Here is a 12,470-nt window from a genome sequence, read left to right on the forward strand (position 1 = left end):
TTCAACAAAAGGGCACCTTGAAAAATCAAGGTGGTCATAAAAGAGACAACAGTACCGGGTAGCCGGTTCAAGGAGACTACCATGAAAATTACCATCGATAAGAACATCATCGAATTCCAGCCGGAAAATCCTCAGGAAACCACGGACATGGAAACCCTGTGGCGGTTACTGGTGGACTGCGTGCAGGACAACAAGCGCATCGAACCCATAGGGGAGTTCATTCCTGCCAAGTCCAACGTGGCCCGCTTCATCATCGAAGGGATCAGCTCCAAGACCGAGTACACCGATGATCAGGTCCAGGAAGAATGTACTGTTGTCTGCACCACCTGCAACAAATACATGCACCTCAAACCCGGGGACAATGTGCCGGTCTGCTGCGGCAGGGCCATGGAAGGGGTTGACTGAGTCCCCCTCCCTCCGCCGATTCTCCCCCCCGCCGGGGTGTCCACCGGACACCCCGGCTTTTTTTCTCTTCCCCGCACCCCTTTTTTCATTTTTTCCACCTCACCCCTCCCGCTATCCTTTTTTTACCCAACACCTTGTTTTATCAATAATTTTCCCGACCTGTTCAAAAAAATTGATGTATTGTAACGCAATAATAGATTTTTATTTCCCCGCCAATCCCGTTACAACTAGAATCGTCAAGAGAAAGTCTACCGTACCTTTCAACGGTATATCAGCCAATTAGACATAAATATCCATGCAACATCGTGGTCTTTGTCATCCCTGGATCGAAGGAAATCATAGAATGAACTGCTGAGAACGGAAAAAAGATTTTGCAACTTCCTGAATGTAACTATGTGGTTCTCTGACGATACCTTCGGTAACCAGACATCTGGATCTAAAGTGACAAAAAAAATCAGCAGTATTCAGAAAAACTGATCTATACCTGCTGTTTTTGTACAGTTTCTCCGTATATCGGCCCGCAGAGAGGCCTCAACCCTGGAGACCGGACATGCCGGTAACAGGCCTGCAAGAAGAACAGCTGGAGGGAAGTTTATGAAAAAATCGGTCTACAGCTTGTGTGGAATGTGTGCAGTCCGCTGTCCACTGCGGGCTGAAGTCGAAGGCGACGAAGTGACCTGGCTTGAGGGAAATCCGCACATTCTCGGAGGTGCCCTCTGTGCCAAGGGATCTGCCGGTATAGCCAGGTACCGTGACGATGAGCGGCCCCATGGACCGTTGATCCGCGAAGGAGAACGGGGCGAGGGCCGGTGGCGTCAGGTGTCCTGGGACGAGGCGATCACCTATGTGACCGACAAACTTAAGGCCATCCAGAAAAAATATGGCAAGGAATCGGTCATGGTCACCTCCAGGGGCGGCCCATTCCAGAACCAGTACAAGACCTTCTGCCACGCCATCGGATCCCCCAACTACACCAACCACGACTGCACCTGCGGCCGCAACACCCACCATGCGAGTAAGAGCCTCTATGGTCTGGGACGTAAAGGCCTGGCCTATGACTACAAAAACGCCCGGCATCTCGTCCTGTTCGGGCGCAACATCCTCACATCCCTGAAGGTGGCCGAGGCCTCCGCCGTGGTTGAGATGCTCCGCCGCGGCGGCAAAATAACGGCCGTGGATGTCAGGGTCACCCCGACATCGGGCAAGGCGAACCGGTTCTTTCTGGTCCGGCCGGGGACCGATTATGCCCTGGCACTGGGCATGGTCAACGAGATGCTCAAGCAGAAGGCCTACGACCAGAAGTTCATCAAGAAGTACGTCAAGGACTTCAGCAAGCTGCAGTCGTTTGTCAAGCCCTACACCGCAGCCTGGGCGGCCAAGGAGTGCGGGGTGGACGCTGCGACCATCAAGGCCTTTGTCACGGACATCAAGCAGGACATGCCCAGGGTCATTTTCCATCCCGGCTGGAACCTGGCCCGGTACAAGGATTCCTTTTACGTCTCGCGGATGCTCCACATCATGAACATCCTGATGGGCAACATCGAGGTCGAGGGCGGCCAGTTCTTTCCCAAGAGTCCGGCCGACTGCGGCAAAAAGGGGCTCCGTAATGTAGACTGCCCCAAGCCCGATATCGAGCGGGCCGACGGCTGCGGCTCCACCTATCCACACCTGGACAAGGGTCCGGGCCTGGAGCACCTGCTCCTGCCGCCCATGAAGACCGGCAAGCCCTATCCCATCAAGGCGCTCATCTCCAACCGGCATGATCTCATGGCATCCCTGCCGGACAAGGAACAGCTCCTCGACTATCTCAACCACTGTGAGCTCCTGGTCTCCATGGATGCCCTCTGGGGAGAGTTCACCTGGTACTGTGACGTGGTGCTGCCCGAATCCACCTTTCTGGAACGGTCCAACCAGCTGGTTACCCAGAAAGGTCTCAAGCCACGCTTTGCCATTCGCCAGCAGGCGGTCAGCCCGCGCTACGACACCAAGCCTTCCTGGGAAATATACAAGATGCTGGCCGACAAGATGGGCGTAGGCGAATACTTCCCCTACGAAACCATAGAGGATTACTGGAACTGGCAACTGGAGCCCACCGGATACTCCATCGAGGATTTCCAGGAAAAAGGCTTTGTCGAGCTCACCGACGAGCCGGTCTGGTATGACCGCGACAAGCTGGACGGTAAGTTCAAGACCCCGTCCGGCAAGATCGAGATCATCTCCAAGATGCTCGAAGATGCCGGTATCGAGTCCCTCAAACCCTACGAACCGCCCCAGGCGCCTGAAAAAGGTACATTCCGCCTGGTCTACGGCCGGCCAGCCTGGCTCGCCCACAACCAGTCCACCAACAACCCGATACTCAGCCAGCTGACCCCGGGAAACCGCAACAATATCTGGATCAACAGGGAGGTTGCCGAGAGCCTGGGTATCAGGAATGGCGACTGGGTGGAGGTCAAATCAGCCGGTGAATACGGCGGTCCCCTCCAGGCCTTTGTCACCGAGTATATCCATCCAGAGGCAGTGTACACCGACCATGGATTTGGCAAGGAAGTTCCCGTACAGTCCAGGGCCTACAACAAAGGTGTCAGTGACGCCAAACTTATGACCGGTCTGCTCGATGTCTGGGACAGGGCTGGCGGCGCGGTGGCTTTGTGTGAATCCTTTGTCACTCTGAGCCCATGTGAGCCGCCCGCAGACGCGTAGCAGGCGCACGTTCAAACCAACAGCCCTTCATGAATCGGGAACAAGCGGAGAGAAGGAAATGAGTAAATATATCGTGACCCATGATGTGAACAGTTGTATCGGCTGCCGGGCCTGTGAAGTGCACTGCAAGGAAAAAAACGACTCTCCTCCCGGAGCGAACTACTGCAAGATCATAACTGTCGGCCCCTATGAACGCCAGGGAATCCCCCGGTTCGACTTTGTTTACATGTCCTGTTTCCACTGCGAAAAACCGTGGTGCGTGGACGCCTGCCCCACCGGGGCCATGCAGCGCCGGGAAAAGGACGGGATCGTCTTTGTCGACCAGGGCTCCTGTGTGGGCTGCAAGGCCTGCATCGCCGCCTGTCCCTGGGGAGTGCCACAGTGGAACGCGGATACCGGCAAGGTATCCAAATGCGACCTGTGCAAGGATCGGATCGACGAGGGACTGCGGCCGGCCTGCGTGTCCAAGTGCGTTACCGGCTGCCTGGAATTCACCACTCCCTCCGAGGCCTCTGAAAGCAGGCGCCAACATTTCGCCGAACAGATGCTTCGGGTCCAGGGCTAGGGAGCAGCAGCCATGACGCCGGCAAACCCTTTATCGGAATACGTCGGGATCCTGATCCTGCTTCTCTTCGGTATCGTCTTCGGGGTGGTCACCCTGTGGATCGGCAGATTTTTCCGGCTCCAGCGGCCCTACAGGGAAAAGCTGGTGGCCTACGAGTCGGGCAATCCGCCTACCGAGGCACCCAGGATGCGCTTCTCGGTCAAGTTCTACCTGATTGCCATCCTGTTCGTGGTCTTTGACGTGGAAGCGATCTACCTCTACCCCTGGGCCGTAACCTATGACAAACTGGGGCTGTTTGGCCTGGTGGAGATGCTGATCTTCATCTTCCTGCTCCTGGTCGGCTACATCTACGCCTGGAAAAAGGAGGCCCTGCAATGGGAGAAATAAAGGAAAAGCCACATGTTATCGAGCAGGACGGGGTGCAGATTTTCCCTGGGGCCAACGCCATTGTCGGCCCGCTCAACAAGCTGATCAACTGGGGCCGTACCGGTTCCATCTGGCCGGTAACCTTCGGGCTCGCCTGCTGCGCCATCGAGATGATGGATGCCGGCGCCTCGACCAACGATCTGGACCGGTTCGGGGTTATCTTCCGGGCCAGCCCCCGGCAGGCGGACTGCATGGTGGTGGCCGGCACCCTGACCAAGAAGATGGCCCCGGTGCTGCGGCGGGTCTATGACCAGATGCCCGAACCGCGCTACGTGATCGCCATGGGCAGCTGTGCCTGCAGTGGCGGCGTCTTTGACACCTACAGCGTCACCCAGGGCGTGGACCAGATCGTGCCGGTGGATGTCTTTGTCCCCGGCTGCCCGCCCCGTCCGGAAGCGCTGTTACAGGGGTTTATCCGCTTGCAGGAAAAGATAATGCAGGAGCAGTTTCGATGGAGCAAATGGAGATAGCCAGACAGCTGGAGCAGAGGTTTCCCGACGAGATTCTGGAGATCTACGAATACCAGAGGCAGGTGGGTGTCCTTGTCCGCCGGCAGCGGATAGTCGAGATCTGCCGCTATCTCAAGGAGACCCCGGAACTCCGTCTGGACCACCTGATGTGCCTGTGCGGGGTGGATAACCTCAAGCGGCCCGGCAACGAAAACCTGCTCCGCTTTGAGGTGGTTTACAACCTCTACTCCGTGGGCCACCGCCACAGCATCAAGCTGCGAGCCCAGATCCCGGAAGACGAGCCGGAAATCGACTCGGTCACTCCGGTCTGGTGCGGGGCCGACTGGCCGGAACGGGAATGTTACGACCTGATGGGTATCCGGTTCAGAGGCCACCCGGACATGAGGCGCATCCTCCTGCCCGATACCTGGGAGGGCCACCCGCTGCGCAAGGAGTACCCGTTGCGCGGAGAGGCTGAATGGCCGGAATTCGATGTCTTGCGCCAGAAGGTTGTGGAACTGAGAAAGTATGATTTCCATCCCGGTGACGGTGACCAGAATGGTTCTTGCAGCAAGGGAGACAGACAATGACCAGGCCTATGACAACAACCATGGAAATCCCGGTCGCCGACGGTGAGTCGGAGCGCTATACGGTGCGCATGGGTCCGCAGCATCCCGCTACCCACGGCGTTTTGCGGGTGGACCTGGAACTGGACGGTGAAACCATCATGAAATGCACTCCGCACGTGGGCTACCTCCACCGGGGTTTCGACAAGCTGGCCGAACACCGCACCTACGCCCAGGCCCTGATCCTCACCGACCGTCTCGACTATATCGCGGCCATGGCCAACAATGTGGGCTACTGTGTCGCGGTGGAGCAGCTGCTCGACATCCCGGTCCCGCTGCGGGCCAAGTACATCCGCACCATGGTCTGCGAGATGTCGCGTATCTGCTCCCACCTCCTCTGGCTTGCCACCCATGCCCTGGATATCGGGGCCATGACCGTGTTCCTCTGGTGTTTCCGCGAGCGGGAGATCCTGCTGGAACTCTTCGAGGAACTCTGTGGCGCCAGGTTGACTTTTTCCTACCCTCGCCTGGGTGGCGTCCGCCAGGACGTCACCCCCCATTTCATGGAGAAGCTGCAGCGATTCGTCAACGAATTCCCGGGTCGAATAGAGGAGTATGAAACCCTTATCGACAAGAACCGGATCTGGCTCAAGCGAACCGTGGGCGTGGGCGTGGTCTCCGGCGAAAAGGCCCTGGAACTCGGCCTCACGGGGGCCAGCCTCCGGGGATCGGGCATCGATTATGACATCCGCAAGCACCGGCCCTACGATGCCTACGACCTGGTGGAGTTCGAGGTACCCCTCGGTACGGACGGCGATATCTACGCCCGCTACCGGTGCCGGATGGAGGAGATGCGCCAGTCCAACCGAATCCTCCAGCAGTGCCTGGACCAGCTGGTGCCCGGACCCATTGTCAGCGAGGAGGCGCCCGACCTGGTCATGCCTCTTCAGGGACACCGCAAGCAGGAAGCCGGCGCCACCCGCTTCGGTACCGGTCTGGTCAGGCTGCTTGACGAGTACGACCAGTTTCCGGTGGGAGATCTCTACGTCTCCACCGAGGTGCCCAAGGGTGAACTTGGATTTTACTTTATCAGCGACGGCAGCGGCAGGCCATACCGCATGCACATACGCTCACCCTCCTTCATCCATGTCGGTGCGCTGCCGACTATCACCGAGGGAGGACTCATAGCCGATCTCATTGCCAATATCGGAACCCTGGACGTGGTTCTCGGCGAGTGCGACAGGTAAAAGGTTTACGGTCCATGCAGCACTTCTCCTACCTGCAAACCACCCGTGTCCCGCTATATGGACCGTAAACCCGATACCTTATCAAGTGTGTCGAAGACAGACGAAAGGATAAAGAAGAATGCAGATCCTGATAATACTCATAGAAATACTGGTCCTGTTTGCCATCGTCATGCTGCACGTGGCCTATGCCACCTATTTCGAGCGCAAGATCATCGGTCACATGCAGGTGCGGATGGGACCGATGCGGGTGGGCTGGCACGGTCTGCTCCAACCCATTGCCGATGGTATCAAGAGCTTTTTCAAGGAAGATATCATCCCGGAGCAGGCGGACCGGGTCACCTTTCTCGGGGCCCCGATCATCTGCCTGGTGGCGATGATGACCTCGCTGGCGGTTCTGCCGTTTGCCCGCGGCTGGGTGATTGCCGATATCAACATCGGTCTGCTGCTGGTCTTTGCCATGAGTTCTCTGGCCAGTTACGGGGTGGTGCTCGCCGGCTGGGCCTCCAACTCCAAGTTCACCTTCCTGGGCGGCCTGCGTTCCATGGCCCAGGTGATCAGCTATGAAATCGCCATGGGCATGAGCCTTGTGGGAGTGATGATGCTGTCAGGCACCCTGAACCTGAGCAAGATCGTCGAGGCCCAGGGCGATTCTTTCTGGGGTATGTACCTCTTTCCGCAGATCATCGGCTTCTTTGTCTTCTTCATCGCCATGCTGGCGGAGACCAACCGGGTCCCCTTTGACCTGCCGGAGGCGGAAACCGAACTGGTGTCGGGCTACTGTACGGAATATTCGGGCATGCGCTATGCCATGTTCTTCATGGCCGAGTACATCGGCATGATGGTCATGGCCTCCATCGGTACCATCTGTTTTCTCGGGGGCTGGAACGGACCGTTCACCGTCTCGATTTTCCCGCCCTTCTGGTTCGTGGCCAAGGTGTACATTTTCATGTTTCTCTTCATCTGGATCCGGGCCACCATGCCCCGGTACCGGTATGACCAGCTGATGGAGCTGGGATGGAAGGTGCTCATCCCCCTGGCCCTGGCAAACATTGTACTCACCGGCATCGTCAAGGCCTTCACCGGCTGATCCGGAGGTATCCATGCGCGTACAGTATGATCTGAAAAAAAGTCTCTTTGAAACCGTCTTCCTGACCGAACTGGCCAGGGGCATGATGCTGACCCTGAAACGGCTCTTCTCCAAGCCGATCACCAGGCAGTATCCGGACGAGAAGCCGCCTGTGGCCCTGGGGTTCCGCGGCCAGCACGCCCTGGTCCGTGATCCCCGGACCGGCGGTTCCAAGTGTGTGGCCTGCATGCGGTGCGCCACTGTCTGTCCGTCGCGCTGCATCCATATCCGTTTCCACGAGGAAGACGGCCGCCGGGTGGTGGACAGCTACGATATCGAAGCCCTGCGCTGTGTCTACTGCGGGTACTGCGAGGAAGTGTGCCCGGTCAACGCCCTGGTGCTGACCGAGGTGTTTGATTACTGCGAATATGACAGGGAATCCCTGTTTTTCACCAAGGAGGATCTGCTGGCCAACTGGGACAGGTTCCTGGAAGACAGCGGACACCGGGAAGAGACCTATGTCAATCCGTTCTGGCGTCCACGGGGACTGCCCGAATCCATGCTGCCGGCCGGCAAGCGCCTCAAGGTGCCGGACAGCTGGACAGAGGATGGACAGGTCGTGGGAACCCGTTACAGGAGGAGTTAGAAACCATGTTCATGCAGCTCTTCTTTCTATACTGTGCTGTGATGATCCTGGGATGCGGCCTGCTGGCCGTGACCATGAAGAACCCGGTCCACTGCCTGCTCATGGTCCTGGTCCTGTTCTTCCACATGGCTGCGGTCTACCTGACGCTCAGTGCCGAGTTTCTCGCTGCGGTCCAGGTCATCGTTTATGCCGGCGCCATCCTGGTCCTCTATCTCTTTGTCCTCTTCCTGGTCTCGGTCCGGGAGGAACTGACCGTGGAACGGTTTGTTGATTCGGCCTTTTTCGGCCGTACCATAGCCGGCGGCCTTGCCGTGATCCTGGTGGGGATGCTGCCCGCCTTCACCCTGGGTGCCAGGGGACTGTGGCCCCTGGAGCGGGTCATCGAGGCGACCCACACCAAGGCTCTGGCCATGGAACTCTACACCACCAACATCCTGCCCTTTGAGATCGCCGGCCTGATCCTGCTCATCGCGGTCATCGGCGGGTTGACCCTGGCAAGAAAAAACGGCGTGAACCACAACCGGAACGACGCTGCAGACAGCGTGACAGACGACTCGGCCAAGGAGGTGACCCGGTGATTCCTTTGAGCTGGTACATGACGCTCTCGGCCCTGCTTTTCGCCATTGGCGTTCTGGGCTTCCTGACCCGGCGTAACATCATCATCATGTTTCTGTCCATCGAACTGATGCTCAACGCGGTCAACCTGAACCTGGTGGCCCTGAGCCGTTATCTGGACTCCATGCAGGGCCAGGTGTTCACCTTTTTCATTATTACCGTTGCCGCTGCCGAAGCAGCCATTGGCCTGGGTATAGCTATTTCACTCTTTCGCAACCGGCGCACAGTCTACGTGGATGGTGCCAATCAGTTGAAGGGATAATCATGCCAAGTTATCTGCTCCTCATACCGTTTCTGCCGCTTGCCTCGTTTGTCGTCACCTTTCTCTTTGGCAAACGGATGGGCGTACGATGTCACTGGATACCGATCCTCACCGTGCTGACCTCGTTTGTCTGCGCACTCAAGGCCCTTTTCATGGTCAAGTCCGGGACCATCATCGACCATGACATCTACACCTGGATCAGTTCCGGCAGCCTCAAGGTGTCGGTGGGCTTTCTGGTCGACCAGCTCACCGTGGTCATGCTCATCGTAGTCACCAGCGTCAGCTCGCTGGTCCATATCTACTCGGCCGGCTACATGAAAGGCGAGGACGGCTACTACCGGTTTTACTCCTACCTGAGCCTGTTCACCTTTTCCATGCTCATGCTGGTACTTGGCAACAACTTCCTCCAGCTCTTCTTCGGCTGGGAGGCGGTGGGTCTGTCCTCCTACCTGCTCATCGGTTTTTACTATGAAAAGGTCTCTGCGGCGGACGCAGGAAAAAAAGCTTTTATTGTCAACCGGTTCGGTGACTTTGGATTCAGCCTGGGACTGTTCCTTCTCTTTCTCAGCTTCGACACCCTCCATTACGGTGCGATCTTCTCCCAGGCTGAATCCATTGTTGGCGAAACGTTTTCCATCTTCGGCATGCAGTTCGACCTGCCGACCACCATCGCCCTGCTGCTCTTCTGCGGGGCCATCGGCAAGTCGGCCCAGCTGCCGCTCCATGTGTGGCTGCCCGATGCCATGGAAGGCCCGACCCCGGTCTCGGCCCTGATCCACGCCGCCACCATGGTCACCGCCGGTGTCTTTCTGGTGGCCCGCTGCAACCCGCTTTTCGAGCTCTCAACCTTTGCCCTGAACGTGGTCACCATCGTTGGCACCATCACCTGTCTGTTCGCGGCCACCATTGCCCTGGTGCAGACCGACATCAAGCGGGTGGTCGCCTACTCCACGGTGAGCCAGCTGGCCTACATGTTCATCGGCTGCGGCGTGGGGGCCTACTCGGCCGGAGTCTTCCACCTGTTCACCCATGCCTTCTTCAAGGCGCTCCTCTTCCTGGGCTGCGGATCGATCATCATCGCCATGCACCATGAACAGGACGTCAAGTACATGGGCGGTCTCAAAAAGTACATGCCGATCACCTACTGGACCTTTCTCCTGGCCTCGCTCTCCATCTCCGGCGTACCGGGACTGGCCGGATTCTTCAGCAAGGACGAGATCCTGACCATGGCCTTTGCCTCTCACATCGGGGCCGGAAAATTCGCCTGGTTCATCGGCACCTTTGTTGCCTTCCTTACCGCCTTCTACTCCTTCAGGCTTTTCTTTCTCATCTTCCACGGAGAATTCCGCGGCACCGAAGAGCAGAAGGCGCACCTGCACGAGACACCGCTGGTCATGACCGGGCCACTGATGATACTGGCCGTGGGCGCGGTCGCAGCTGGCTGGCTGGGTATCCCGGCCATCCTCGGCGGCCATAACAGGTGGGCCCATTTCCTGGCCCCGGTTCTGGGCCATCCCGAGGTGCATCTCTCCACCTATGGTGAGTCCCTGCTCATGGGGTCGTCCATCCTGGCCGGTGGCACCGGTATCTTCCTGGCCTGGCACATGTACGTCTTCCACCCGGAGATGCCGGCGAAGATAGCCGCCCGCTGGAACCGGTTCTACACCCTGCTCAAGAACAAGTACTACGTGGACGAAATCTACATCAACTACCTGGTGGAGCCGACCAAGGCCTTCAGCAGCAACGTGCTGCTCCGGATCGTTGATCTCGGGATCATCGAAAACATCGTCAACGGCATCCCCCGGGGTATCGGTTTCCTGTCGACAAAGATCCGGAGACTGCAGGACGGGCAGGTCTCCCATTACCTGGCCTGGATGGGTGGCAGCGCCCTGTTCATCGTTGTCTGGATGTTTACCCGGTAGACGGACGTACCCGGGATACGACCGCGGACCCTGGCCCGTGCAACCCAAAACTGAACATATGGAATCTGCATCATGTCAGTACCACTTTTAAGCGCACTCATATTTTTCCCGATCATCGGCAGCCTGTCGCTGCTGTTCGTGCGGCGCGAAAACAGCCACACCATCCGGCTCATGGCGCTGATCGTCAGCCTCATCGAGCTCCTGCTCTCGCTGCCTTTGTGGTTTCTGTTCGACAAGTCCACGTACAGGATGCAGTTTACGGAATTCCACCCGTGGATCTCCGCCTTCAACATCAACTACCACCTGGGCATCGACGGAATTTCGATCCTCTTCATCCTCCTTTCGACTCTGATCACCACCCTGTCCATCCTGGTATCCTGGAACTCCATCCAGGAAAAGGTCAAGGAGTTCTTTATCTCCCTGCTGTTCCTGGAAGGGGCGATGATCGGCGTCTTCTGCGCCCTGGACTTTTTCCTCTTCTATATCTTCTGGGAGGCCATGCTGATCCCCATGTTCCTGATCATCGGAATCTGGGGCGGTCCCAAGCGACTCTATGCCACGGTCAAATTCTTTCTCTACACCCTGATCGGGTCCCTGCTGATGCTGATCGGCATCATCACCCTGTACCGGGCCGGTGGCAACACCTTCAACATCCTGGAACTGGCCGGCCAGAGCTACCCCCTCAAGCTGCAGATGATCCTCTTCTGGGCCTTTTTCGCTGCCTTCGCGGTCAAGGTGCCCATGTGGCCGGTCCATACCTGGCTGCCTGACGCCCACACCGAGGCCCCGGCCGCCGGATCGGTCATCCTGGCCGGGATCCTGATCAAGATGGGGGCCTACGGGTTTCTGCGCTTCTCCATGCCCATTCTGCCTGAAGCCACCAAGGCGATGATGATCCCCATGGTGATCCTCTCCCTGATCGGCATCATCTACGGCGCCATCATCTGCGTGGCCCAGACCGACCTCAAGCGACTCATCGCCTACTCCTCGGTGAGCCACATGGGCTTTGTCACGCTCGGTCTCTATTCACTGAACACCCAGAGCATGGAGGGCGGCATCCTCCAGATGATCAATCACGGGGTGGTCACCGGAGCCATGTTCCTGGCCATCGGTATGATCTATGAACGAACCCATACCCGGGCCATTGCCGATTACGGCGGACTGGCCACCACCATGCCGGTCTTTGCCTCCTTTTTCCTGCTCTTTACCCTGGCCTCGGTAGGATTACCCGGAACCAACGGCTTCATCGGCGAATTTCTCATCCTGCTGGGCGGGTTCCTCAACCGGCCGTGGGCCGCCTTTTTCGCCGCCACCGGGCTGATCCTGGGGGCATGGTACATGCTGTGGCTCTACCAGCGGATCTTTTTCAATCCTGTCAATGACAAGGTTGTCGGCCTGCCGGAAATGACCGGCCGGGAAATAGCCACCCTGGTCCCCATGGTGGTGCTCATCTTCTGGATCGGGCTCTACCCGAATTCCATGCTCAGCTTCATGCATGTGTCGGTGGCCCACCTGCTCGACCAGGTGCACGGCACCACCACGGTGGCTGACGCGGTGGAAACGGTCCGCCAGCTGGCGATGTAGGGAAGAGGCAGGATGTT

Annotated in this window: 13 protein-coding genes; all 13 read left to right on the forward strand. The window is 58.0% G+C overall.

Annotated elements, in window-relative coordinates:
• Positions 1 to 81: 81 nt before the first annotated feature.
• The 13 genes from GF1_RS15145 to GF1_RS15205 all read left to right on the forward strand — a co-directional run bounded on the left by GF1_RS15145 (position 82) and on the right by GF1_RS15205 (position 12,453).
• Positions 82 to 405, forward strand: a complete 324-nt coding sequence (locus tag GF1_RS15145) for a hypothetical protein (protein WP_267927390.1) — start codon at positions 82 to 84, stop codon at positions 403 to 405.
• Between the two features lie 594 nt (positions 406 to 999).
• Positions 1,000 to 3,105 carry a molybdopterin-containing oxidoreductase family protein gene (locus tag GF1_RS15150; RefSeq protein WP_267927391.1) on the forward strand — a complete coding sequence of 702 codons (2,106 nt, stop codon included), beginning with the start codon at positions 1,000 to 1,002 and terminating at the stop codon, positions 3,103 to 3,105.
• A gap of 58 nt (positions 3,106 to 3,163) precedes the next feature.
• Entirely contained in the window at positions 3,164 to 3,670 is a 507-nt protein-coding gene (locus GF1_RS15155; RefSeq protein WP_267927392.1) for a 4Fe-4S dicluster domain-containing protein, read from the forward strand.
• 12 nt (positions 3,671 to 3,682) lie between these two features.
• A complete protein-coding gene (locus GF1_RS15160; protein WP_267927393.1) occupies positions 3,683 to 4,057 on the forward strand; it encodes an NADH-quinone oxidoreductase subunit A in 375 nt (124 codons plus the stop codon).
• Positions 4,045 to 4,566, forward strand: a complete 522-nt coding sequence (locus tag GF1_RS15165) for an NADH-quinone oxidoreductase subunit B (RefSeq protein WP_267927394.1) — start codon at positions 4,045 to 4,047, stop codon at positions 4,564 to 4,566. The genes GF1_RS15160 and GF1_RS15165 overlap by 13 nt, the downstream gene beginning before the upstream one ends.
• Positions 4,548 to 5,135: an NADH-quinone oxidoreductase subunit C gene (locus GF1_RS15170; RefSeq protein WP_267927397.1), complete on the forward strand. Its 588-nt coding sequence runs from the start codon at positions 4,548 to 4,550 to the stop codon at positions 5,133 to 5,135. The genes GF1_RS15165 and GF1_RS15170 overlap by 19 nt, the downstream gene beginning before the upstream one ends.
• The gene (locus GF1_RS15175) at positions 5,132 to 6,358 is read left to right on the forward strand and encodes an NADH-quinone oxidoreductase subunit D (protein WP_267927398.1); all 1,227 of its coding nucleotides are present in this window, start codon (positions 5,132 to 5,134) and stop codon (positions 6,356 to 6,358) included. The genes GF1_RS15170 and GF1_RS15175 overlap by 4 nt, the downstream gene beginning before the upstream one ends.
• A gap of 118 nt (positions 6,359 to 6,476) precedes the next feature.
• Entirely contained in the window at positions 6,477 to 7,445 is a 969-nt protein-coding gene (gene nuoH, locus GF1_RS15180; RefSeq protein ID WP_267927399.1) for an NADH-quinone oxidoreductase subunit NuoH, read from the forward strand.
• 13 nt (positions 7,446 to 7,458) lie between these two features.
• Positions 7,459 to 8,070 (forward strand): NADH-quinone oxidoreductase subunit NuoI, encoded by a 612-nt coding sequence (nuoI, locus tag GF1_RS15185; RefSeq protein WP_267927400.1) that lies wholly within the window; start codon positions 7,459 to 7,461, stop codon positions 8,068 to 8,070.
• Between the two features lie 5 nt (positions 8,071 to 8,075).
• Positions 8,076 to 8,648, forward strand: a complete 573-nt coding sequence (locus GF1_RS15190; protein WP_267927401.1) for an NADH-quinone oxidoreductase subunit J family protein — start codon at positions 8,076 to 8,078, stop codon at positions 8,646 to 8,648.
• Positions 8,645 to 8,947 carry an NADH-quinone oxidoreductase subunit NuoK gene (gene nuoK, locus GF1_RS15195; protein ID WP_267927402.1) on the forward strand — a complete coding sequence of 101 codons (303 nt, stop codon included), beginning with the start codon at positions 8,645 to 8,647 and terminating at the stop codon, positions 8,945 to 8,947. The genes GF1_RS15190 and nuoK overlap by 4 nt, the downstream gene beginning before the upstream one ends.
• A gap of 2 nt (positions 8,948 to 8,949) precedes the next feature.
• Complete coding sequence (nuoL, locus tag GF1_RS15200; RefSeq protein ID WP_267927403.1) at positions 8,950 to 10,869, forward strand: NADH-quinone oxidoreductase subunit L; 1,920 nt, start codon at positions 8,950 to 8,952, stop codon at positions 10,867 to 10,869.
• A gap of 72 nt (positions 10,870 to 10,941) precedes the next feature.
• A complete protein-coding gene (locus GF1_RS15205) occupies positions 10,942 to 12,453 on the forward strand; it encodes an NADH-quinone oxidoreductase subunit M (protein ID WP_267927404.1) in 1,512 nt (503 codons plus the stop codon).
• Positions 12,454 to 12,470: the final 17 nt, after the last annotated feature.

The sequence above is a fragment of the Desulfolithobacter dissulfuricans genome (assembly GCF_025998535.1).
Classification (GTDB): Bacteria; Desulfobacterota; Desulfobulbia; order Desulfobulbales; family Desulfobulbaceae; genus Desulfolithobacter; species Desulfolithobacter dissulfuricans.